This is a genomic window from Microcoleus sp. FACHB-SPT15 (genome assembly GCF_014849525.1).
Classification (GTDB): domain Bacteria; phylum Cyanobacteriota; class Cyanobacteriia; order Cyanobacteriales; family Coleofasciculaceae; genus Symplocastrum; species Symplocastrum torsivum.
In genome coordinates, this window is sequence record NZ_JACJNU010000007.1 from 17,398 (window position 1) to 41,345 (window position 23,948).

The following is a 23,948-nucleotide window of genomic DNA, read 5'->3' on the forward strand; positions in this document are numbered from 1 at the left end:
AGCAGTTTAGGGTGCCCATCTTGTTGCCGAAATTGACGCTCAAACGTGAAGAATAAATTTGTACGGAATTGGGATTTTAATCCAACTGGGTTACGAGTTTTAATAATCGTAGTATTACTATTGGGGATTTTTTTCCGCTTTGGTAATCTCGATAAAAAAGTTTACTGGTTTGATGAGGCGTTTACCTCATTACGCCTTTCTGGCTATACCGAGGCAGAAGTTGTTCAGCAGCTTTCTCAAACTCCTATGGTTGGAGTCGAAGATTTACAAAAATATCAGCGCATTAATCCAGATAAAGGCTTAAAGGATACAATTATTTCCTTAGCTTTAGAAGACATCCAGCATCCACCTCTGTATTATTTGATTGCACGATTCTGGATGCAGTTGTTTGGAAATTCTATCACCGCTTCTAGAAGTTTAACAGCTCTAATTAGTCTTCTGGCACTTCCTTGCCTTTATTGGCTATGCCTGGAATTGTTTAACTCGTCTTCAGTTGGCTGGATAGCGATCGCATTAATGGCTGTTTCACCCTTTCATGTTTTGTATGCTCAAGAAGCACGAGAGTATAGCTTATGGACTGTCACTATTTTACTCTCAAGTGTAGCCTTTTTAAAAGCTCTACAATTCAATAAAAAGAAAAGTATCACCCGTAAAGTTTCTGCTTGGGGAATTTATGCAGCAACTGTGTCCTTAGGACTATACACGTTCCCTTTTTCTGCATTAGTTACCTTTGGGCATGGAGTCTACATCTGGATAGTAGGCAGATTTCGATTTACGCAAGCTTTGAGTGCTTACTCTCTAGCTGTTCTGAGCAGTTTTATAACTTTTATTCCTTGGATTTTAGTCCTAATTAATCGCTCCTCCCAGTTTGATAAAACTTTAGGCTGGACTAATCTTGCAATGTCGCGGTTAGCGTGGATTCGGATATGGTCGCGTAGCATTAGCTGCTCTTTTATTGATTTTAATGTTGACTCTAGAACTCCTTGGGGGATATCGCTAGTTTTCGGAGTGTTATTTTTACTATTATTTACTTTAATTTGCTATGCAATTTATTTCCTTATTCGTACAAGCTCAAAACCTACATGGCTGTTTATCATTACTTTAATTGCTGTGACAGGCTTAGCCGTAGTGTTACCAGATTTAATTATTGGCGGGAGACGCTCAACGACGGCTCGATATTTAATTCCCTGTTTCTTAGGAATTCAGCTAGCTATTGCTTACCTTCTTGCCAAGAAGCTTAGCTTGATTAATTTAAATTTTAGGAAAAAGAAGTTATGGCAATCTGTTGCGATCGCACTATTTTTAGGAGGCGTTTTGTCCTGTATAGCCAGTTATCCAGCCGAAGGGTGGTGGCACAAATCTATGAGTTATAGTATTCCTCAAGCTGGTCGTATTATTAACCAAGCTTCTCAACCTTTAGTCGTTAGTGATGCATCTGTCGCTGACTTATTATCTCTAAGCTATTATCTTGAACCCAAGGTAAAACTTCAATTAGAGCCAAGGTGCTACACTTGCCATATCAATTCTCAAGTAGAGGATAAACCAAATCTCTCCAATGTTACTGAAGGTTTTAACGAAATCTTCTTATTCAAACCTAGACCTTCTGCGGCGTGGTTACAAGCACTTAATCAAGAGCAAAATTATACAGTCCAGCCGCTTTACAAGGGAGAGAATGGAGTTTTACTCTGGAAATTGACAAGGTAGCAGAACTTTAAATTTTGAATGTAATTGAAGTTGTTGAATTCATGCATAAATCATGGTTTCGATTTCTAATCATTATTCTATTAACACTGGGCGTGTTCTTTCGTTTTGTCAACTTAGATAAGAAAATTTACTGGCATGATGAAAACTTTACCTCGCTTCGGGTTTCTGGCTATACCGAAGCCGAGATGGTTGAACAAGTCTTTAATGGTCAGGTTATTGATGTTAAGGATTTACAAAAATATCGTTATCCCACTCCTGAGAAAAATCTCCTAGATACTATCAATTCATTAGCTATAGAAGAACCTCAACATCCGCCGCTTTACTATGTAATGGTGCGATTTTGGATGCAACTGTTTGGTAATCAGGTGGCTATAACGAGAAGTCTATCTGCACTAATCAGCTTGCTTGCCTTCCCTTGTATCTACTGGCTATGTTTGGAACTATTTAACTCTTCACTGGTTGGATGGATAGCTGTAGCACTAATAGCTGTTTCACCTTTTCATGTTCTCTATGCTCAGGAAGCGAGAGAATATAGCTTATGGACTGTAACCATTCTTGCATCTAGCGCGGCACTACTACGAGCCTTACGGCTTAATACGATATCTAGCTGGATTTTGTATGTTGTAACTCTATTTTTAAGTCTGTATACCTTTCTGTTTTCAGGCTTAGTAATGATTGGACAAGCACTTTATGTATTAATTAGAGAACGCTTTCAGTTTAGTAAGGTAACCACTAATTACTTGCTGGCTTCTTTACTAGGACTGCTAACCTATGTACCCTGGATTTTTGCCATTATAAATAACTTTTCTGAACTCGACCAAAGAACTTCATGGACAAGTGATAAAATCCCGTTCTTGTCGCTAGTTAAAACTTGGGTTGCTAACCCAACCCGAATTTTCTTTGATATAAATCTTGATTCCAAATCTAATCTTATATTTATCGTACTTCCTCTACTTATCTTATGGGGGCTAATCGGATACTCAATTTATTTTCTTTGCCGCAAAGCTTCAAAACCTGTATTCGTATTTATTTTGGCTTTGATTGGAGTGACTGTATTAGTCTTGGTACTACCAGATTTAATAATAGGGGGACGACGTTCAAGTGTTAGTCGATATTTAATTCCCTCATATTTAGGAATTCAACTAGCTGTTGCTTATCTTTTTAGTATTAAACTGGCTAACCCTAGCCTCTCTCGTTATAGAATCTGGCAGTTTGGATTTTTGTTACTCATTATTGGCGGGATTGTGTCTTGTGGAGTTAGCTCTCAGGCAGAGACTTGGTGGATTAAGAAAAATCGCTTTGATACGCCTGAAAATGTTCAAGTCATTAACCAATTTTCTCGCCCTCTCTTAGTTAGTAGTAATAATCGTTACAACCCTGGCGAAATCCTGACTCTCAGCTATCTACTCAACCCAAAAGTAAAACTTCAGCTAGTAACTGAACCCAATCTTCCAAAAATACCAGAAGGATTTAGTGATATATTGATTTTCAATCCATCTAAGGTTCTAAGAAAAAAGCTTGAGGCAGAAGGGAACTACACAATAAAGACTGTTGCCCCAGGAAACCTTCAGATTTTCAAATTAATCAAAACGTGATGAATAAGGCACGATTTAGAAGCGATTGGTTAAATAGACTCAAAATAGCGTGGCAACTTCCTCTAGCTAACCTTAAGTTTTTCTTTGTTGTCCTATTGGTACTTGGTATATTTTTTCGTTTCGTTAATCTCGATCACAAAATCTACTGGCATGATGAGGCTTATACTTCACTGCGGGTTGCAGGCTATACCAGTAGGGAAGTCGGTGAGCAAGTTTTTAATGGTCAGGTTATAAATGTTAAAGACTTAGAAAAATATCAGCGCATCAATCCCGAAAAAAGCTTAAGAGATACGATTAAATCTCTAGAGATTGATGATGCCCAACATCCGCCTTTTTATTACATTCTAGTAAGGCTTTGGGTGCGATGGTTTGGTAATTCTATAACTGTAACAAGAAGTTTATCTGCACTTTTTAGCGCGTTGGTGTTCCCGTGCGTGTATTTTCTATGTTTGGAATTATTTGACTCATCCTTAGTAGGATGGGTTGCGATCGCATTAATTTCCATCTCACCTTTCCACGTATTATACGCACAAGAAGCGCGAGAGTATAGCCTTTGGACACTACTCATTCTTCTAGCAAGCTGGGCATTACTCAAAGCACTACGATTTCACGCTGAAGGAAGAAAGGCAATTCATATTACTGGGATGTGGGGAACTTATGCATCTGCTATCGCCTTAGGACTTTATACATTTCCCTTTACCGGATTAGTAGGAGTAGGACATGGAATTTATGTAATTGTAACTGAACGCTTTCGCGTAACTAAATCGGTAATTGCTTATCTATTCGCATCATTAACTGCCTTTCTCTCATTTGTACCTTGGCTCCTCGTTACGCTTAGTACTTGGACACAAACAGGTGCAACCTGGACAGCTGTACCAATTCCATTCGTAACCTTACTAAAAGTTTGGGGACTTCATATTGAGCGGGCATTTATTCTAACGATTGGAGATTTCGGATTTGATGAACCACTGATTTATATCACGCTACCTTTCTTTTTAGCTTTAACTATTTATTCAATCTATTTTCTCTGTCGTCATACACCTGTAAGGGTTTGGTTATTTGTCTTAACCTTACTGGCAACCCTCAGCCTCTTTTTATTATTACCAGATTTAATTTTAGGTGGACAGCGCTCAACAGCAGGGCGATATCTAGTTCCCTTTTATTTAGGAGTTCAGCTATCTATTGCTTATTTGCTAGCTACGCAAATTATCGCTGCGAATTTCTTCAAACAAAAGTTTTGGCGAATCGTAATGGCGATAGTCATTACAGCAGGAGTAATTTCCTGTGGAATGAGTTCTCAAGCCGTAACGTCTTGGAATAAAGTAATTAGTTATAATAATCTCGAAGTTGCTCGGATAATCAATCAAGCTCAGGTTCCTCTACTCATTAGTAGCTCATTTGGCGTTAATTTTGGTAATACCTTCGCTCTTAGCTACATACTTGACCCAAAAGTAAAACTTCAGATTGTTACGGGTAATACTCAACCCGACTACTTAAACATCCCAAAGATACCTTCAGGTTTTAGCGATGTGTTTGTCTTAAATCCTTCTGACCAATTCCGTGAAAAAATCGAGAAAGAGTACGACACCAAGATGAATCTCCTGTTCAATGATTCTTTTCTCTTCCTCTGGAAGCTAACTACTCCTTTGCGCTAGAAGATAAAGCATAAAGGATTGGAAATTGGAGAAAGGCTTCATTAGGTAATTTTACGATATTAGAGAAGTCGTTAATGTTTTAGCTTAAAAGATACATTTTTTTAATAGCTAGTGAACCAATACTCAACTGGATAAATTACTATGAATCAAATCAGTTTAGAATTAGTGAATTATACAGACAAAATCTCTGAAATTAAACCGATACGAATTCAGGTCTTTCAAGTTGAACAAGGTGTTGACCCTGCTTTAGAATTTGATGGTTTAGATGAAACAGCCGAGCATATTTTGGCGTATTTAGATAATCAACCTGTTGGCACTCTCAGAATTCGCTATCTAGATAATCAGCTTGCAAAAATAGAACGATTAGCCGTCCTCTCGGCAGCAAGGGGGCAAGGGATTGGGAGGAAGCTGACGGAAAAGGCAATAGAAGTCATAGAACAAAAAGAGATTTCAAAAGTGATGATTCATGCTCAGGAATATGTCAAAGGCTTATATGAAAAACTGGGTTTTGAACAAGTAGGGGGCATATTTGAGGAAGCGGGGATTTCCCATATCAAGATGATTAAACACTTAAGATAATGGGTCAGGGCACTCTAACTATGTTTTGAGCAGGAAGGCGAGGTTTTTATCAAATCGCCGTAATACCCCATCCGTCTATACAGTGGGGATGTAAAGCCCCAAGAAGTGGGGGTACCGCTACGCGGAAGCAAGCTACGATACCTCCACTTCTTGCAAACACCCTGCTACACTTATCACGAGAAACTGGTGATAAGTATGCTAGTTTACGAGGCAAAGTTAGAAGGACAAAAAGACCAGTACGAGCGGCTCGACGAAGCCATTCGTACTGGTCTTTTCATTCGCAATAGCTGCCTCCGCTACTGGCTAGACGGTCACGGAAAAAGTCGCAACGACTTAAACCGTTACTGTAAGGTTCTTGCAGATAATCCAGAATTTCCTTGGGCAAAAAAACTCAACTCAATGGCTCGTCAAGCGATGGCTGAACGGGCTTGGGCGGCAGTGGCGCGATTCTACGATAACTGTGCCAAGAAGACTCCAGGGAAGAAAGGATTTCCTAAGTTCAAGCGATTGCAAACCAGAGCATCCGTTGAATACAAAACATCGGGTTGGACGCTATCTGAGGATAGGCGATTCATTGCCTTTACAGATGGCTTTAAAGCAGGAACCTTTAAGCTCTGGGGAACTCGTGACTTGCATTTCTACCAGATAAACCAAATCAAGCGAATCAGAGTTGTGCGTCGTAGCGATGGCTACTACGCTCAGTTCTGCCTTGATGTGGAACGAGTAGAGACACACGAATTCAAAAACCGTATGGTTGGCTTGGATGTGGGATTGACCCATTTCCTGACCGACAGTGACGGGAACCAAATAGAAAATCCCCGATACCTCAGAAAAAGCGAGAAGGCTCTTAAACGCATCCAGCGTCGGGTATCGAGGAAGAAAAAGGGGTCTAAAAATAGGCGCGCATCTATCAATCGATTAGGTAGGAAACACCTGAAGGTAGAGAGGCAACGGAAAGACTTTGAAGTGAAAACGGCAAGGCACGTCATCCAGTCGGCAGACTTGGTAGCCATCGAAGTCTTGAAGGTACACAACATGGTGAAGAATCGCCATCTAGCTAAATCGATTAGTGATGCGGCTTGGAGTATGTTCCGGCAATGGCTAGAGTACTTTGGTAAACTCTACGGAGTTCCAGTTATCGCCATTGCACCGCAATATACTTCGCAAAACTGCTCAAATTGCAACCAGACAGTTAAGAAGTCTCTCAACGTTCGGACTCATATTTGTCCGCACTGTGGCTACATCGCCGACCGAGACTGGAACGCAGCACTTAACATCTTGGCTAAAGCCTTAAATACCGTGGGGCACACGGGAATTTACGCCTGCGGAGAGAACGACCTCTGCACTGAAGAGGAAACAATTCAGTGTAAGCCGACTCGTGGAAGCAGGAAGCCTAAAGAGCAATCTTTGGAATCCCCACCTTCAACCAAGTAAGGTGGGGAGGATGTCAAAGTAGCTGGCAATCCTCATGCTCTAATCAAGATGAGGAAGCGCTTGGAAGAACTTAGGTGAATTTCGTGGCACAGCAAGACCAAGGTAATCAAAGGCAAGAGGTGAAAGATACACGGCAAACGGCTGATAAGGGAGAGAGTCTCTCCGTTTGGCAAAAGAATTCTTTTCCACTTGTACCACTGATATTAGGGGCAATTTGGCTCGTAGGGGCATTGTGCGATCGCCTTTGGTTAGCCTTAGACCACTCTATCCCCGCTTGGGACCCAACGAATCACCTCACTGGCTCATTAAATTATCTCAATGCGCTACAACACGCCAAGTGGTTTTCTGGGGAATGGTGGACAAGCTTGTGGATGCTCTCTTCTAAGTATCCACCCCTAACCTATATTGCTACCGCTCCTTTTCAACATCTTTTTGGCACTGGGCCTGACCAAGCGCTGCTCGTTAATTTATTATTTAGCGCGGTTTTACTCGTCTCAATCTACAGCATCGGTAAACACCTATTTAGTACCCAGGTAGGACTTTGGGCAGCAGGGCTATGTGTACTACTCCCCAGACTTTACATCATCCGGCTGCACTACGTGATCGATTATCCGCTCGTCGCACTTGTCGCCGCCAACTTCTGGTGCCTAACAGTGTGGCGGGATACGAAAACGCCGCGTCAGGGATGGGGTTGGGCATTAGCATTCGGAGTCTGCTTTGGTCTAGCGATGATGGTAAAGCAGACTATCCTATTCTTTCTATTCGTGCCGTTGCTGTGGCTTTTTGGGACGCTATTGTGGCAACGTGCTTGGCGACGAATCCTCCAACTCATTAGCACTTTCCTGTTATCCGTATTCATCTTTGGTCCCTGGTACCGAACGAACTGGTTATTCGTCTTCAGCGCCCAGCAGACCAGCATTGTCATTCCCGCACTGAAAGAAGGTGACCCCCCTCTCAATACCCTTGCTGCCTGGACATATTACTGGAACGACCTTCCCCGTGCGGTAACTTGGCCGTTACTCTTAGTCTCCTTAGTTGGCTTGTTGCTGTACTGGAGTCGCGTGTTTCCTAGCTTCCGCGATGGCACAAACAACACCCACCATGCAACCTCAGCATTGCGTTGGTTAGCACTGTTTTTAGTTGGGTCTTACTTGATCAGCTCAGCAAATGTTAACAAAGACCTGCGTTATATCGCGCCTTTACTACCGATTCTCTCCGTGGTATTGGCATATAGCTTAACCCTATGGCCCAGACGACTTTGGGCAGTGCGTTGGGGGACAGTGGGCTTAGCCTTCCTCCTCATGTGCCTCAACCTCTTCCGCATCGGTGGTGTACCAGGAGATTATCTGGTAAAAGCCCTGAGTCCTAACTCTCATAGCTATCCTGAACAAGCGCAAGCCTGGCCTCATACTCAGGTAATTGATGAAATTATCCGTACTCAGCCCCAACTGCAAGCGACATTGGGCGTTTTGCCGAAAACCTCAGAAATTAACCACAATACCTTTAATTACTACGGGGCATTGCAAGATTTTCAGGTGTACGGGCGTGAAGTCGGTGTCCGCAAGCGCTATCAGGCGAAAGATGTGCGATCGCTTTCTTGGTTCCTCACTAAAACTGGTGATGAAGCAACACGCAGCGAAGCCCAAGCCCTTACAGTTCAAACCATTGAGCAAAGCCCAGACTTCCAGTTACAAAAAAATTGGACATTACCCGATCACACTATTTTAAAGCTCTATCATCGCACCCCCGCCCCAATCCAAGTCCAACCGCTACAGCAACCGCTTACCCAAGTCAGCTTAGAGCGAGTCACCGTACCCCTACAAGCCCCACCTGGAATGCCAGTCCCAGTAACCTACGAATGGACAGGTGCTTGGGAGCAATTGCGATCGGGTATCGTATTGCTAACGTGGAAAAGCACCAGCAGTCAAAATTCAAACTCGAACCAAACACGATGGTTACATGACCACGGCATTGCAATGGGTGAATTGTATTCTGGACGCTCAAATCCTCAGCAATCCCCAGCAAGTTTTCGAGTCAGCGAACAGATTGCCATGCTTCCCCCAGCAGACATTGCCCCTGGAAACTACACACTAGAAGCAACCTACCTCAACCGGGAAACGGGCGAGAATTACCCGATCACTGTACCAGCAGTAACGCTCAATATCGCTGCCAATACCCCTGCTTTACCCGCTCCAGAATTAGATTTAGTCACCCAACTGCGAACGTTAGCGACTAGCTTACCGAAAGGGCGAGAAGCGATCGACCCAATTTTTGATGAAATTGGGCGAATCAACCAGTATGACCCCGTTCAAGATTACACCAAACAAGCCGAACTCGCTCTCGCCTATCGACTCCAGCAGGAACCACAAAACCGAGATTTAGCTTATGCCCTCGCCTTTTCAAGGGTATTGCAGGAAGATACCAAAGGTGCGATCGCAGCTTTAAAACAAGTCGTGCAATTAGACTCCCAAAATCCCTTTGCCCACGCCTATCTTGCCTTCGTCTACCTCTATGAATGGCGTGGAAAAGCTGCCCAAGAAGCACTCCAACCTGCCCTTGCCCTCAACCCTAATATCCCAGAAATCCAAGCTCTTTCCGGTGCCGCCGCACTCCTACAAGGTAATATTTTTAAAGCTTGGAGGGTCCTTCAGAAACTAGACCTTTGAACCCTCATTCCCTACTCATTAGTAAATTTTTGATGCGAAACTCTAAAGGTTTATCTTTTCGAGTTCTTCACGACTTCTTGAGACAATCAGCTCACTGCTTTCACTAATGCCCTTCACAGGAGAAAAGTTGAGAAGGGTATTAGTTTTTCCTTTAAACAAGCTGTGGTTATAGTAAAAGGCAAAGGGCAGAATGCAGCCGTCATGGGCGATCGCTTCGCTCACAACTAATCATGAAAGTGGCACTTTCAAGTCAGAAGGGATGCATATTGGCTGGCAAGGTTTCAGTAGTTGGCGAGAGTCCAGGTTACGTCCCGTTGAGCTACTTGAATGAGCGTTTCCAAAGCGTAATTCCACAAAAAGCGGCAGATGATCTGAGCCAATATTAAACCCAGTAGCACGATTTATGGTTGTAATCGACTTACTGTGCAAACAATGGTCGATCGCAATCTTCAGCACAGACGGGAAACCAGCAGGCCAAGTCGGTTGCAAACCAAACCCTTGCTGTGAATTGTGAAGAGCGCTCTCGTGTAGAAACGAACGAAACCGACCTGACCACGGGGTACTATTAAAATCACCAATAACTACCACCTCACGTTTGTACTCTCTTTGCTGACGAAGGCTCCATTCAGCAGCGGCATCGAACTCTACATCTTGAAAAGCTGACGAATCGCGGCTCTGTGGGCGGATTATACTTAAGCCAAGAATTACAACCTCTGTACCTTCCCACCGGAGCGTTGTTTCAACCAGTGGTTGTCCTGAGTAAGGCGGCAGTGCGATAATTTGTGTCGCAACTAGCTCAAGTGACTTTGATGGAGCGATCGGCACAAGCATAGCAAGACCCGTGGAGTCCTCTTTTGGAAAAGACGTAACTACTCGGTATCGTGAGAGATTTGATTCCAGTGTGGTCAGCCATCTTGATGTGACCTCTTGTAACAAAACTAGATCAGCATTTTGTCCTTCTATGTACCGTATGGCTTGGCTCGTATCTTTATTGCTATGGTCAAGGTTAGCGTAGAGAAGGCGAAACGTACTGCCAGGGATGTGGTTAGCTTGCTCTAGGTAGGAGCCTTGAGCGGATGCAAAAAAGAGGGGGGCGAGGAGAGCGAGATTAAGCGCTAATGGTAAACACCACACAAAGCTCCACGTTCTACGTGAAATGCCACCAATGACCAACGCCGTCACTAGAACCAGGCAGTATTGTGGTCTAAGATGCTCGATAAGCTCGAAAACCCACCAAAGACTTCCAGCAAAACCCAGCACTGTTGCGATCGCGGCACCACTAGCTGCAATATCAAGTAAGAATTTAGCTGAATTGACCGCTCTTGAGACTACTGTTGTTAGCTTAGGCATCTATCTGTGGGCTGACGGCTCAGTCCAAGCTAGCACAGAGTAAATGTTGTCAAAGGGATGTGGTGATTGTGTTACAGCCGCTTATGCCCTTCAAATATTAGAAAGGCTCCCAGAGGAAGTCCTAGAAGCCTGATGTCCTATCAGTAGCAATGCCTTCGTTACCTGGCATTTGCATTAATTGGAGTTTACTACAGGAAATAAAAGTAATCATCTACCCTAAGGAATCCTCCTAATGATAGAGAAAATACAATGTTAGGAAATTTAGTTAGCCTAGCACGATCAAGAGCATAAATCTAAAGTTCATCTACCACCTTTAACCGTCCTCTGCGTACAGCATAGAGTAGACGGTTAACTGATTGTTCCTCTTCTTCAGTTAGAGAATTATCTAATACTGATGCCATCAAGCCATAACGATTAGGAAGAGTAATTTTGCCATCTTCAGTCACGTCCGCACATAAATCTGCGATCGCATTTGGTAGAAGACAAACTTTACACAAGTTAGGATTTTTCATAGTGTAGATTCTAACCCTACATCCCCAACCCTATTGTTATAAAATTGAGCCGGAATCTATCAAAGGCGAGAACCCTAACCTCTTGCCGTTACTGCCACAGAGATAACAAAGTTTGAGCTAATTCTATCAATAGGTGTATTAAATGACTCTCTTCCTTGAAACTTTATTGCTATTTTACAAAAGAGTTAAGTAGGTGGAATTGGCTCTCAGCTCAGAAAAAAATCCTTCTTGTACAAAATCATCATTGATTGTTGAAGACGCATTAACCTGTGTTAGTAAACGAATAAAATGCAACGCAAGGTTTTTATGCCGTTTATCTATAAATTTTTCTGAACCCAGTTGGTTATAACGGCAGATGAGTTGATAAACCCACTGAGGATTGTAGCCTGTGATACTAGCGGCTTCTTCCGTTGATTTTCCCTGAGCAACTAACCAAACAATTTGAAGCTGACTACGTTCAGCAGGAACCTTTGCCTGACGATAGCGCATTTCCAGTTCGTCAATACTTAGGTGAGGTTGGAGGGCGATCGGTTCCAAGAGTGGGTTAAGTTGCATACTAGGAAGCTCTCAAGGTTGGGATTGATAGTGAAAAGTCCGTTTTGGAACCTTTAAGGAGTTATCTTGCCAGGACTTGCAGTATATGTGCATCTATACAAAGCTTTATATTTAGCTATGAAAACCCAGATTGTAGGATACTGGTGGTCACTTGATAGGGGGTCAGACCCTACATCCTCAAATTGGTTGTCCGGGGGAAAGCATTGTTGGTATGAAACGCTTTTTATTAGTTCCAGTCCTGTTTGCCGCTAGTACCCTCGTCTTGGTTGACTTAGTGGGATTGGCAGCAGTTTTTAGAACATCCAGACGATTGTCTGGTTTCTCCATAGATAATCGTCACTATATTTACCTCGAAAGCTCTCGCAATTCTGTGACAGAGATTCCACTGGCACAAATACAAATTATTGACGTGGCAAATAATGCGTGTGTGAGGAATGGTTGTCTGAAAACTGACTATACTCAAGACCAGGCAAATCTTAGCAATAAAGCCGCAGAAGATGAGTTACTGCAAAGAACAGCATCAATTCGCCAGAGTTTGAGGTTAAACCAGCTAAAAGTCGGACTGCCGCTGCCAATTATTTCTCGTAAAACAAGTCCTGATAGAAGCGAAACAGTTCAAGTGCGGGTGAGTACTCAAACTCAACCCATGCAGATTCTACTTCAGCAGCGCTACCTCTCACCAATCGATCCAGGAGGCGAGTTTACTGTAGATCGTGCTTCCATGCGGCTCGTGATTAATTACAACAATAGTCGCCTGACGATTGGCGATTTGAACAATTACCGCGATGCAGTACAGAAATACTCAATCCGAGAGGTACGCCTATCACCGGATAGACGCAACATCGTTGTGCTAATCGACATGACTCAACCAACTTATGAGGGTGTAGTGCAGACAACCTTTGTGCAAAGCTTTCCGATTTAGAGGATGGGGAGATAGGGAGAGGAAAATTTGCCTACTACCTACTACCTCCCGCCATAAGCGATCGCATCTTTGCCATCTCGTTGTCACTTTTGCGTCACATTAACTGATTAGCTTTTAGATGGAGTAGACATAAGTCGGCTTCAGAGTCCAAACAACAAAAGCCTATTGTGCTCTCTTGATCGAAGGCAGGAGAGCATTTTTTTTGATTAGACATACGCTAATATGCATTCAAATTGCAGTAGCGCTTGTTACTTTTAGCTTTTCTCACTGTGAATTTTGAATGCGAGAATTTTGAATTGCTTCATACAGCTATCCTTTGAAAAAAAAGCGGTATGGTTTGAGTAAGCTCAATGAATGAGCTGGCTCCAGTAGACAATTCCAATTAATCAATTTGCCAACCCTAACAATTAGGAAGCTATGGCGAAACCTGTACTCTTAACAGTGGACGACGACCCGGAAGTTTTACAAGCCGTTGCCCGTGATCTACGAGGCGAGTATGGCGATCGCTTTCGAGTCGTGCGTGCTGACTCTGGCGCATCTGCGCTAGACACACTCAAACAGTTAAAACTCAGAAACGAGGCAGTTGCGCTGTTTCTCGTCGATCAACGGATGCCGCAGATGAGCGGTGTTGAGTTCATCGAACAAGCAATTACGCTATACCCAGACGCGAAGCGTGTCTTACTCACCGCTTATGCTGACACTAATGCGGCAATCCGCGCCATTAATTCAGCGAACATTGATTACTACCTGATGAAGCCTTGGGAACCTCCTGAGGAACGCTTGTACCCAGTACTCAACGATTTACTAGATGACTGGCAAGCCAACTTCCGCTCACCCTTTGAAGGAATTCGGGTAATTGGCGATCGCTGGAGTCCTTATTCTCACCAAGTCAAAGATTTCCTTGCTCGTAATCAAGTCCCATATCAGTGGTTGGACATCGAGCAAGAAACCGAAGCACAACGCCTGGTTAGTTATGCAGAGTGCCCAAACCGTAAACTACCACTGGTACTCTTTCCGAATGGCGATCGCTTGATTCAGCCGACTAATGTCCAAGTTGCCGAAAAAATTGGACTCCAAACCATCGCACAGAAGCCGTTTTACGACTTAGTTATCGTCGGTGGTGGCCCTGCTGGGCTAGCTGCCGCTGTTTATGGGGCATCGGAAGGCTTGCATACCGTAATGATTGAACGCGAAGCCCCTGGTGGACAAGCAGGAACCAGTTCCCGAATTGAAAATTACCTAGGTTTTCCAGTTGGTTTAAGCGGAGGTGATTTAGCTAGACGTGCGGTTACTCAAGCAAGACGCTTCGGTGTGGAAATTCTTACCCCCCAAGAAGCAACAGCAATTCGCACTCAAGACCAATACCGGATTCTTACCCTAAGTGATGGTAAGGAAATTAGCTGCCATGCTTTAATCCTCGCCTTGGGTGTGTCGTGGCGACGGCTGAATATCCCAGGAGTTGAAAAGCTCACTGGCGCAGGTGTGTACTACGGTGCAGCGCAAACTGAAGCACTTGCCTGTACTAACGAAGATGTTTACGTTATCGGCGGGGCAAATTCGGCCGGACAGGCAGCGATGTATTTTTCTAAATATGCCCGTAAAGTTACGATGTTAGTACGGGGTGACTCTTTAACCAAGAGTATGTCCCAGTACCTAATTGACCAAATCGAAGCAACAGACAATATCACCGTGCAAACGCATTCAAGCGTGATTGAAGCCAAAGGTGAGACAAGTCTAGAAGCACTGGTCATCGAAAATTCACAAACGGGTGAAACGCAGACCGTTCCAGCGAATTCCCTGTTTATCTTCATCGGTGCTTTACCCCATACCGCTTGGTTAGACAGAGTAGTTGAGCGAGATGAGCGCGGCTTTATCCTGACAGGGCCTGACCTCAAGCGTGTCAGTGAAATTCAGGCGGCACGTAACCGTATATCTGAAAACCGTCCACGGGGATGGTCTTTAGACCGTGACCCCTTCTTGCTGGAGACAAACATCCCTGGTGTCTTTGCTGTCGGTGATGTCCGTTCCGGTTCCGTGAAGCGTGTCGCTTCTGGAGTAGGGGAGGGTTCGATTTGTGTTCAGTTTGTCCATCAATATCTCAGCAAAGTGGTGTAAGGGGTAATAAGTGCGATCGCTACCTCAACGCTGTGCGATCGCTCTTATCAGCAAAGTTCCCCAGATTGAGCGTAAGAAACAAATATTTGATGTAAGGACATATTGGAGTTAAAAAGTTTACAGCCATGACCCAAATCACTCTCACTGAAGCCTCTCAACATCTTTCTGACCTCATCGAAGCAGCACTTAAGGGTGAAGAAATCATAATCACGAAAGACAATAAACCTGTTGTAAAACTGGTAGCCGTCTCGTCTGTGAAAAAACGTTGGCCGGCTAAGGCTGGGAGCGCTAAAGGCTTAGTCACAATATCAGATGATTTTGACGAGCCTTTAGAAGACTTCAAGGACTATATGTAATGAGGCTACTACTAGATACTCATACTTTCATTTGGTTCGTTACCGACAACCCTAAACTGAGTGTCATAGTACGGTCATTAATTGAGGATGAGAATAACGAAAAGCTACTTAGTACAGCTAGCCTTTGGGAAATGGCAATTAAACAAAGTACGGGAAAGCTAAGCTTTAGTCTGCCCTTTCGGGAATTTATAGAGCAGCAACTTGGTCGTAACAGTACCGAGTTACTGGATATCAATTTAGACCACATCACTGTTGTGGCGACACTACCTTTTCATCATCGCGATCCATTCGATAGGCTTTTAATTGCACAGGCTATGGCGGAGCAGATACCGATTTTGAGTGCTGATTCTGCCTTTGATGCCTATTCAATTAATCGCCTATGGTAAGTAGCACAAAGCATTATTAGAAAGAATAGAATCTCACGCCTATACTTCGCTTCCATTGTTTATAAAATCTCAGCAAGGTGTTGTGATGCTAATTGAAGCTTTACGTCAGGTGCCAGTCTTCTCAAAATTACAAGAGGATCGGTTGCAGTGGTTATCCCAAGCAGGTAAAGCAGTCTGGTTAGAACCAGGTGAACTGCACCGGGGAGAAGGCAGTCCTGCCGATCATGTATTTGTGCTGCTTGAGGGTGAAATTCGGATTTACCAAAAAGTGGATGAGCAAGAAGTCGTACTCACCACGTACAAACCCAACGAATTGTATGGCGAGTTGCCTGTTTTGACGGGTGACGAATATCTTTGGGCAAGTGGACGCGCCGTAACACACTCCTATGTCTTCGAGCTACCAAAAGATGCCTTTTGGCAATTGCTCTCAAGTTGTTCTTGCGTAATGACAGCAATTTTAGGCACAATGGCGCGTCGGATGCAAGACATTCAGACCTTATCCCAACAGCGTGAAAAGCTAGCGGCACTTGGTACCTTAGCGGCTGGACTCGCGCACGAGATGAATAACCCGGCTGCGGCTGTAGTCAGGGGGGCAAGGCACTTGCAAGATATTTTTGAAGAATTGCCGTGTCTTTCGCTAAAGCTAAATCAGCAACAGATGACACCTATTCAACTAGAGTTTCTTGCTGACTTGCAGTGCGAAGTGGTGAAACGTGCAAAAACAGCGCCACGGCTCGATCCTCTTAGACAAAGCGATCGCGAAGAGGAAGTCAATGACTGGCTAGACGCACACGATGTAAAAGATGGCTGGAAACTCTCCTCAACTCTAGTCAGTGCAGGTTTAGATACCGAATGGCTAGACACTGTTGCCACGAAAGTACCCCCTGAATGTCTCAACGATATCCTGACTTGGATTTCAACGGCGTTAACAGGGGTTGGCGTGTTATCCGAAGTTGAACACGGATCGTCGCGCATTTCTCAATTGGTGAAAGCGATTAAAGATTATTCCTACATGGATCAAGCACCACTACAGGACGTGGACGTGCATGAGGGATTGGAGAGTACAATTACCATCCTGAGTTATAAACTCAAAACAGGTGTGACAGTAACCCGTGAATATGACCCCAATTTACCGCGCCTACTCGCCTACGGCAGCGAACTCAACCAGGTGTGGACGAACCTGATTGATAATGCGATCGAAGCCATGAACGGACAAGGGGAGATATGGATTCGTACTTGGTGTGAGTATGACCATGTGCTAGTAGAAATTGCCGACAACGGACCCGGTATTCCACGAGACATCCAGCCTCGTATTTTTGAACCCTTTTTCACTACGAAAGGTGTAGGGCAAGGAACTGGATTGGGATTAGATGTGACCTACCGTATTGTTAGCAAACATAAGGGCGATATCAGCTTCGTTTCGCAGCCAGGAGAAACCCGCTTCCAAGTCCGTTTACCAATCGGTTCTCAAACAGCCTAGAACTCATAACGCTATCGCATTCACAATAGTCAGGCTATTGATTGAGGTATTGCAATGATCGACCTCGAAGAGGCTTTACGTCAGGTACCACTGTTTGCCAAACTTCCCCAAGAGACGTTGCAGTGGTTATCCGAACATGGTGAAGAAATTTGGCTACAACCAGGAGTGCAAATTGCTAAGCAAGGAGACCCTCCGGATGGTTTTTACATCATCTTAGACGGTAAAACTGAGTGGACAAGAACAGTGGGAGAGCAAGCTGTTCATGCTGTCACATTGGAAGCGGGCGATGTCTTTGCTGAACTTATCCTGCTATTAGATGAACCTTATCCAACGAGTGGATATGCCATAACTGACGTTCATCTGTACAAGCTGACTCCTGAGATGTTTTGGGAGATGCTGTGTACCTGTCCTTCAATTCCTCGGCGTATCCTGAAAATTTCGGCAGAGCGATCGCAAATTCACGAAGCTGTCTCGCAACAGCAAGCGAAGCTAATTTCCCTTGGTACCCTATCTGCCGGACTGGCACACGAGTTAAATAATCCTGCTGCTGCTGCCCGTAGAGGCGTGGAACACTTAGAAGAAGTATTGCAAAAGTTACCAACTCTCGCGCTAAAGCTACATCAGCAACCCATTACCGAAGAACACAGGACATTTCTATCTAACTTGTACCAGAGAGCAACTGCATCGGCTAAACGCTGCACCCATCTTGACCCCCTAGCGCAAAGCGAAGCTGAAGACGAGGTAACAGATTGGCTAGACGCGCACGATGTTGCTGATGGCTGGAAACTTGCACCGACGCTAGTTGCTGCCGGACTGGATACGGAAGAGTTGGATAAAATTGTCACTCATATCGATCCGAGTTGTCTTGGTGATGTGCTGAGTTGGCTAGAGGTGACAGTATCGGGAGTGGGACTGTTAGACCAAATTAAACTCAGTTCGACACGGATTTCCGAGTTAATCGCCGCGATGAAGGATTACTCCTACATGGATCAAGCGCCACTGCAAGACGTGGATATCCATGAGGGGATTGAAAGTACATTAAAGATTTTGAGTTTTAAGCTCAAGCAGGGCGTAGTTGTGAAGCGAGAGTATGGGGATTTGCCCAGAATCACGGCTTATGGTCGCCAACTCAATCAAGTGTGGACAAATTTAATTGATAATGCGATCGACGCAACAGGTGGTAAAGGACATATTTGGATACGCACCTCACAGGAAGGTGATTCAGCTAGTAGCGATCGCTCTGCTTCACGCATTGTTGTCGAAATCGCTGACGATGGCGTAGGCATTCCCCCAAAAATTCAACCCCGCATCTTCGAGCAATTCTTTACTACCAAAGAAGTGGGCAAAGGAACAGGATTGGGATTAGACATTGCCCGTCGGATTGTTGTCGGACAACACAAAGGCGATATTCGGGTTGATTCAAAGCCAGGAGATACCCGCTTTCAAGTCCGATTACCCATTCACAAGTCTGAGAGTGCGACCAAATAGCCATATCGACACTCAACATTTATCGATAGTTTCCGCTTGGTGATGCTGATTGCCGTTGGACTTGCGATCGCAAGTGCCGTCATTGCTGCATTGATGATTAGAAGCCAAAGAAAGCTAAGTTAAATTCATGCCTGGTGTTTCGGAAGGTAACAAAATTCTGTTTTTTATCATAAATTAGCAGCTTGCTCCTGAGTAAGTAGTAGAGGTTCACAAGTAACAGTTTTTCAACGACAGTGAACTTCCTACTTGTTCAAACTTAAGGAACCGAAGCTCATGACATTCGTTGCATCGCTCCTCACTAGCCTGATCTCAATCCTCGTCTATCTTTCTAGTGGCAAGATTGCCAGTAAGCAGAATCAGTTAGCTGTGCGTGCGATCGCACTACTAATTGCCGTTATCGCTACGTTTGCCGCTCTGTTGAAAAACCTCACCATCATTCCAGCAGGTAATGTCGGTGTCGTGGAATTATTCGGGCAAGTCTCCTCTCGTGCCCTCAATCCTGGTATCCATCTGGTTAATCCCTTTGCTGAGGTCGAAAATTTTCCGACTCGGCTTAGAGATATCAAGGAAAAAGTAGAGGCAACATCCCAGGAAGGATTAGCGTTCAATATTGAGGTAAGTCTCCAGTACAGGCTAGAACCAAACAAAGCCGCAGAACTCTATAGAACCATTGGCACCAACGAGCAGGAAATCGTGACTTCCCGCTTCCGTTCTATCGTTCGCGAAATCACTGCCAGCTACCCAGCCGAGGCGATTTACTCAACAAAACGGCAGGAGTTAGCAGATAGACTGCGCCAAGCACTTAGCGAACAGCTAGCCCCTCTCGGTTTTGTTGTTGAGCAAGCCTTGCTAAGAGAAGTTGAACTTCCCGATAAGCTCCAAGATGCGATTCAGCAGAAGCTAGCAACCGAGCAGGAGAGCCAACAAATGAAATTTACACTTGAACAAGCGCGGCAAGAGGCAGAACGCAAGCGCATTGAAGCAAAAGGTATTTCCGATTCCCAAAAGATTGTCGCTCAAGGACTGAATCAGCAAGTATTACAATTGAGGACAATTGAAGCCACGGAGAAGCTTGCTGGCTCTGAGAATGCCAAAGTCGTAATTATTGGGGGTGGGCAAGGCGGGACACCACTGAATCTTCAGTTAGATACTCCCTCAACTCCTTAACTTGAAAATAAGGCAGAAGGCAGAAGGAGTAAGAAAAATTTTCATTCCTTCATTATCAGCGACAATTCCCGATTCCCAATCCCCAATTCAGAGATACCGCATCAAAATTGCCTCCAACTGAGCAATTCCAATTGGTTTGCTGAGGTAGTCATCAGCACCAGCAGCGAGACAACGTTCGCGATCGCCTGCCATTGCCAGTGCCGTTGCCATCACTACCTTTAGATTCTTTGTATCCGGCTCCTGACGTAGTGTAGCCAGCAAATCAAATCCTGTGGAATCTCCTCGTAAGTGTACATCCATCAAAATTAGATTCGGTTGGAAGGCTCGCACTTGCGTGAGAAAGTCCTCGCCACTCCTTAAATGTTCAACTCTGTGACCAATTACTTGTAGATAGTCCTTCAACACTAGGGCACTGCGCTCATCATTTTCTACAAGGAGAATGCGAGATCTTGTTCCCAGTGAGCAACATTGCCCTTCACAGCCAGCTAACTCTTGAGGGGATGAAGCGGCGAATAGATCTTCTGAGGGTAAATCTGGGAGATAGAGGGTAAATTGGCTACCTTGACCCAGAACTGACTCCACTGTAACTACACCACCATGTAGCTGGGCCAGGCTCTGTGTCAACGCCAATCCCAAACCTGTGCCAGGGAACTGCCGATTCAAGCCACTATCAAGCTGGCGAAATGGCTCAAAAAGTAGTGGTAATTTGTCAGCAGGAATCCCAATTCCCGTATCTGTGACTTTAAAGGAAACTCCTTCCGCCTCCTTTGTCACAATCAAGCAAACCTCACCTGCTGGCGTGAACTTAATCGCATTAGAAAGCAAGTTGAGTAACATCTGCTTGCATCGTCGCTCATCCGCAATACAGATACGAGCTTTAGGGTCAATGCTAAGCGTAACTTTTAGTCCTTGATCATAAGCTTGTTCACGCACTAGCGTTAAGCAGGATTCGCATAACTCCTGAATGTCCAGAGGCACAAAGTTTAGTTGCTCTTTCCCAGCTTCCACCTTCGAGAGGTCGAGAATGTCGTTAATCAGTGAGAGCAGATGTTCCCCACTACTTTGAATACAGGCAACATACTCTCTTTGCTTGTCATTGAGCGTCCCGAAGATTTCTTGCCGCATCAGTTGAGAGAGTCCCAGCACTGCATTTAGGGGAGTGCGGAGTTCGTGGCTCATTGTTGCTAAAAACTCCGACTTTGCCCGACTTCCGGCTTCTGCGGCTTCCTTGGCTTGCCGTAGCTGTTTCTCCGTTGCTATGCGCTCTGCAATATCGTGAATTACGGCTTGCAAAACTTTTCGGTTTCCTAGCTTAATCAGGCTCAAGGTTACCTCGGCAGAGAAATCTTGACCATCTTGCTTGCGGTAAACCCAATCAAAGCGGTAGCTGCCTTTTTGCAGGGCAATAGCAACGTACTCTTTGGCAAGTGAGATCGACTCTTGACCGTTTGGCTGTACTGGAGGAAGAAACTCATAAGGGTGTTTGTCGCATAGCTGTTGACGCTGAGTACAGCCAAATAGTTGTAAGGCGGCAGTATTGGCATCAAAGATTCTGTTTTCATCGACGAGCAATACGGCTGCACTGGTTGATTCGTAAAGAGTCCGAAACTTAATTTCTGACTCTCTGAGCGCTTCCTCCTTGACAGAGCGGACAATTGCCCCGCCAATACTTGCCGCCATTACAGTTAATATAGATTCCTCGTGGTCTGTCCACTGGCGATCTGCGCTTTGCAGCAGCGCTTCGCTATCGCCTGAGCTATCTGCAAAACTAATAAAACCCCAAAACTTACCCTCCGTCATGATCGGTACAATTAGGAGCGATCGGATATTTTGAGGCTCTAGGATGTTCCGCTCGACTTGAGGAAAATGCTGCACCAATCCCTTTACCGCTTGACCGTTTGCTAGACTGTCGTACCAGCGAGGGAACCAGGCTTTGTAGGAAAGATTCTGGAGGCAAGGAGTTTTGGCAACCGCGATGGGATTCCTTACCCACACAAAGCGTTGGCTTGTGAGGAGTTCGCCAGTTTTTTCTTGAAGATGATTTTCAAAGATTTGAACTTGATCGACATCAGCCGCGACACCGAGAACATTTAGCGATCGCATCAAGGCACTCTGGTAATCAGTTGCAATCAAAAGCTGGCTGATAGCCTCAGTGACACCACTCAGTAAACGCTCGTGTCTGAGTAGCGCGTCTTCTGTCCGCTTACGCTCAGTAATGTCTCTGGCTGTATTAATTGAGAGTTCGACATTCCCTGTCCGATCGCGAACCGCTGCCCCATTGATACTAAGCCACTTTTGTTCCCCATTTGGACAACCAACAACCAGCTCATAATCTTTTACGATTTCGCCTCGTAGGGCGCGACTGATTGGTAACTCTTCAGCAGTTGGTACCGAACCATCAGGCTCTTGAACGTGCAAGCGGCTCAGCCGTTTGTGTAGTGGCTCTGGCGTTCCTTCTGATTCCAAACCCAGCATCTCACTATCAGCAGGATTTGTGAGTACAACCTGACCATCAGGGCGCATTACACAAATCCCTTCTTGAATTGAATTAACAATCACCTCCAGTAAGGCTTTTTCCTGAGCAAGTTGCTGGGTTCGCTCCTGCACCAATTGTTCAAGTTGTTGACGCTGTTGGGCATTGTAAAAAATCAAAGCGGAGGCAAGAGCCGAATAACTAGCATTAGCTTGTTGCAACCGTTGCCGCTCAATGGCATAACGGATCGATCGCACCAAGAGGTGAGTATTGGTATGACGTTTGACGAGGTAATCCTGAACCCCCTGTTGTAACGTTTGAAGCGCGATCGCTTCATCACACAGGTTACTCATCACGATCACCGGAATATCCGGCGCTGCCAGCCGCAACTGTTTCACCGTATCCAACCCCTGAACATCAGGTAGCGACAAATCCAGCAGAATTACAGAAATGGATGATTTAGTCGCAAGGCAAATCAGAGCATCTGCCAGTCTTGAAACATGAATCAGTTGAAACTGAGGAGCCTCTACTTCCTCCAGCATTTCTTGCACTAGACAAGCATCTGCGGAATTATCCTCTACCAGCAAAATTGTCAGGGTTTCAGTCGGCATGGGCTTTACTCGGCGAGCACCATGACTAATTGTCAACCAGAAGTCTTGGCACGAGCTAACTAGATTTCTGAATCTGCCCTTCACTCAAGACAGGTCATATTAACAGGTAGCGTAGATTACAAGCTTTAGACATATTCTGACCAAGCCGCGAATGTATTCAGGAGTACAAGGTTATTTAACTTATAGTTGGATATCCACTTTGAACCATAAAGTATTTCTGATCAATGTCCTTCCCTCCAACTTAGTACGCCCAACAAGCTCTCTCCTTAAGTCAATGTGCTAGCACAGTCCTTAGTGTTTGTTTAAGTGCTTAATCATTTTTAAAGACTATAAACAGGTAGTATAAACACTACTTGCGTTTGCTTGAAAAAAGGCTTTAATTTGATGATATCAAGCTGGGGATCGCCTATAACAAGTTCTTTCTAGAGATAGATGAGAGGAACGAAAGCTAGATTTATTCTAGATATTGTTAGGAGCTTGAGATTGCTACTTGTAAAACTGACTAACTTGCCCAAGCGAATCACATTGTGAGAACTCGGTATCGACAGTTACTACAAGGTAAGTTTGTTGATGAGAGAATTCTTTTAGACCCAGTTTAGGTTTTTAATTAACAAGATTTTAAGAACTAGGAGATCACAAAATATGCGGGCTAACTCTTGTCCTTGTTGTGGTAGTGCCTTATTGCGCCATGCACGACGGAAGGGTGTTTATTGGTTTTGCACCTCCTGCCACCAGGAAATGATGCCCCTCAGTTCAGGTCAGTTGCCTACCTGTGTTGATGCCATAAAACAGCAGCAACGCACGGCTACTTCGATGACGTTAGAGAATTCTTTACCTTTGCGCTGATGTAATTAAGGGAAAGGGGGGCAACAGGGGAAGCAGGGAAGAGCATGAGCATGG

The 23,948-nt window shown here is 44.6% G+C and carries 18 protein-coding genes; 14 read left to right on the top strand and 4 right to left on the bottom strand.

Translation table 11 applies throughout. From position 1 onward, the window contains the following. The first annotated feature begins 45 nt into the window (after positions 1-45). From H6F98_RS02660 to H6F98_RS02685, 6 genes are all read left to right on the top strand, one after another. Positions 46-1,704 (top strand): glycosyltransferase family 39 protein, encoded by a 1,659-nt coding sequence (locus H6F98_RS02660; protein WP_192217132.1) that lies wholly within the window; start codon positions 46-48, stop codon positions 1,702-1,704. Positions 1,705-1,745: 41 nt separating this feature from the next. Next, positions 1,746-3,299, top strand: a complete 1,554-nt coding sequence (locus tag H6F98_RS02665) for a glycosyltransferase family 39 protein (protein ID WP_192217133.1) — start codon at positions 1,746-1,748, stop codon at positions 3,297-3,299. Continuing rightward, positions 3,299-4,954, top strand: a complete 1,656-nt coding sequence (locus tag H6F98_RS02670) for a glycosyltransferase family 39 protein (protein ID WP_192217134.1) — start codon at positions 3,299-3,301, stop codon at positions 4,952-4,954. Before H6F98_RS02665 ends, H6F98_RS02670 begins: the two co-directional genes overlap by 1 nt. Positions 4,955-5,095: 141 nt before the next feature. Further along, positions 5,096-5,533, top strand: a complete 438-nt coding sequence (locus H6F98_RS02675) for a GNAT family N-acetyltransferase (RefSeq protein WP_192217135.1) — start codon at positions 5,096-5,098, stop codon at positions 5,531-5,533. Positions 5,534-5,728: 195 nt separating this feature from the next. Continuing rightward, entirely contained in the window at positions 5,729-6,967 is a 1,239-nt protein-coding gene (locus H6F98_RS02680; RefSeq protein WP_192217136.1) for an RNA-guided endonuclease TnpB family protein, read from the top strand. A gap of 83 nt (positions 6,968-7,050) precedes the next feature. Then, entirely contained in the window at positions 7,051-9,633 is a 2,583-nt protein-coding gene (locus H6F98_RS02685) for a phospholipid carrier-dependent glycosyltransferase (RefSeq protein ID WP_313929783.1), read from the top strand. Positions 9,634-9,861: 228 nt separating this feature from the next. Here the strand turns inward: H6F98_RS02685 and H6F98_RS02690 are convergent, their stop codons facing one another. The 3 genes from H6F98_RS02690 to H6F98_RS02700 form a co-directional block, all read right to left on the bottom strand. Beyond that, positions 9,862-10,983: an endonuclease/exonuclease/phosphatase family protein gene (locus H6F98_RS02690; RefSeq protein ID WP_192217137.1), complete on the bottom strand. Its 1,122-nt coding sequence runs from the start codon at positions 10,981-10,983 to the stop codon at positions 9,862-9,864. Between the two features lie 293 nt (positions 10,984-11,276). After that, positions 11,277-11,495, bottom strand: a complete 219-nt coding sequence (locus H6F98_RS02695; protein WP_192217138.1) for a hypothetical protein — start codon at positions 11,493-11,495, stop codon at positions 11,277-11,279. 174 nt (positions 11,496-11,669) lie between these two features. Next, positions 11,670-12,050: a helix-turn-helix domain-containing protein gene (locus H6F98_RS02700; RefSeq protein ID WP_192217139.1), complete on the bottom strand. Its 381-nt coding sequence runs from the start codon at positions 12,048-12,050 to the stop codon at positions 11,670-11,672. A gap of 211 nt (positions 12,051-12,261) precedes the next feature. Between H6F98_RS02700 and H6F98_RS02705 the strand changes: the two genes are divergently transcribed. From H6F98_RS02705 to H6F98_RS02735, 7 genes are all read left to right on the top strand, one after another. Further along, positions 12,262-12,972, top strand: coding sequence for a DUF2259 domain-containing protein (locus tag H6F98_RS02705; protein ID WP_192217140.1), 711 nt, complete (start codon positions 12,262-12,264; stop codon positions 12,970-12,972). A gap of 417 nt (positions 12,973-13,389) precedes the next feature. Beyond that, positions 13,390-15,087 (top strand): response regulator, encoded by a 1,698-nt coding sequence (locus tag H6F98_RS02710; RefSeq protein ID WP_192217141.1) that lies wholly within the window; start codon positions 13,390-13,392, stop codon positions 15,085-15,087. A gap of 125 nt (positions 15,088-15,212) precedes the next feature. Further along, positions 15,213-15,443, top strand: a complete 231-nt coding sequence (locus tag H6F98_RS02715) for a type II toxin-antitoxin system Phd/YefM family antitoxin (protein ID WP_192217142.1) — start codon at positions 15,213-15,215, stop codon at positions 15,441-15,443. Continuing rightward, positions 15,443-15,829 (top strand): type II toxin-antitoxin system VapC family toxin, encoded by a 387-nt coding sequence (locus H6F98_RS02720; RefSeq protein WP_192217143.1) that lies wholly within the window; start codon positions 15,443-15,445, stop codon positions 15,827-15,829. Before H6F98_RS02715 ends, H6F98_RS02720 begins: the two co-directional genes overlap by 1 nt. An 85-nt stretch (positions 15,830-15,914) precedes the next feature. Beyond that, positions 15,915-17,309, top strand: a complete 1,395-nt coding sequence (locus tag H6F98_RS02725) for an ATP-binding protein (protein ID WP_192217144.1) — start codon at positions 15,915-15,917, stop codon at positions 17,307-17,309. Between the two features lie 54 nt (positions 17,310-17,363). Further along, the gene (locus H6F98_RS02730) at positions 17,364-18,797 is read left to right on the top strand and encodes an ATP-binding protein (protein WP_192217145.1); all 1,434 of its coding nucleotides are present in this window, start codon (positions 17,364-17,366) and stop codon (positions 18,795-18,797) included. Between the two features lie 273 nt (positions 18,798-19,070). Further along, complete coding sequence (locus H6F98_RS02735) at positions 19,071-19,964, top strand: prohibitin family protein (RefSeq protein WP_192217146.1); 894 nt, start codon at positions 19,071-19,073, stop codon at positions 19,962-19,964. 87 nt (positions 19,965-20,051) lie between these two features. On the opposite strand, the gene H6F98_RS02740 is transcribed toward H6F98_RS02735, so the two are convergent. After that, on the bottom strand, positions 20,052-23,048 hold the full coding sequence (locus tag H6F98_RS02740) for a response regulator (protein ID WP_192217147.1): 2,997 nt from the start codon (positions 23,046-23,048) through the stop codon (positions 20,052-20,054). A gap of 642 nt (positions 23,049-23,690) precedes the next feature. Here H6F98_RS02740 and H6F98_RS02745 point away from each other — a divergent pair. Beyond that, complete coding sequence (locus H6F98_RS02745) at positions 23,691-23,894, top strand: hypothetical protein (protein ID WP_192217148.1); 204 nt, start codon at positions 23,691-23,693, stop codon at positions 23,892-23,894. Positions 23,895-23,948: the final 54 nt, after the last annotated feature.

Coding starts and splice junctions, on each gene's coding strand:
- H6F98_RS02720 (WP_192217143.1), top strand. CDS start 15,443: ATGAGGCTACTACTAGATACTCATACTTTCATTTGGTTCGTTACCGAC.
- H6F98_RS02740 (WP_192217147.1), bottom strand. CDS start 23,048: ATGCCGACTGAAACCCTGACAATTTTGCTGGTAGAGGATAATTCCGCA.
- H6F98_RS02715 (WP_192217142.1), top strand. CDS start 15,213: ATGACCCAAATCACTCTCACTGAAGCCTCTCAACATCTTTCTGACCTC.
- H6F98_RS02670 (WP_192217134.1), top strand. CDS start 3,299: ATGAATAAGGCACGATTTAGAAGCGATTGGTTAAATAGACTCAAAATA.
- H6F98_RS02690 (WP_192217137.1), bottom strand. CDS start 10,983: ATGCCTAAGCTAACAACAGTAGTCTCAAGAGCGGTCAATTCAGCTAAA.
- H6F98_RS02695 (WP_192217138.1), bottom strand. CDS start 11,495: ATGAAAAATCCTAACTTGTGTAAAGTTTGTCTTCTACCAAATGCGATC.
- H6F98_RS02725 (WP_192217144.1), top strand. CDS start 15,915: ATGCTAATTGAAGCTTTACGTCAGGTGCCAGTCTTCTCAAAATTACAA.
- H6F98_RS02730 (WP_192217145.1), top strand. CDS start 17,364: ATGATCGACCTCGAAGAGGCTTTACGTCAGGTACCACTGTTTGCCAAA.
- H6F98_RS02680 (WP_192217136.1), top strand. CDS start 5,729: ATGCTAGTTTACGAGGCAAAGTTAGAAGGACAAAAAGACCAGTACGAG.
- H6F98_RS02745 (WP_192217148.1), top strand. CDS start 23,691: ATGCGGGCTAACTCTTGTCCTTGTTGTGGTAGTGCCTTATTGCGCCAT.
- H6F98_RS02665 (WP_192217133.1), top strand. CDS start 1,746: ATGCATAAATCATGGTTTCGATTTCTAATCATTATTCTATTAACACTG.
- H6F98_RS02735 (WP_192217146.1), top strand. CDS start 19,071: ATGACATTCGTTGCATCGCTCCTCACTAGCCTGATCTCAATCCTCGTC.
- H6F98_RS02710 (WP_192217141.1), top strand. CDS start 13,390: ATGGCGAAACCTGTACTCTTAACAGTGGACGACGACCCGGAAGTTTTA.
- H6F98_RS02675 (WP_192217135.1), top strand. CDS start 5,096: ATGAATCAAATCAGTTTAGAATTAGTGAATTATACAGACAAAATCTCT.
- H6F98_RS02700 (WP_192217139.1), bottom strand. CDS start 12,050: ATGCAACTTAACCCACTCTTGGAACCGATCGCCCTCCAACCTCACCTA.
- H6F98_RS02705 (WP_192217140.1), top strand. CDS start 12,262: ATGAAACGCTTTTTATTAGTTCCAGTCCTGTTTGCCGCTAGTACCCTC.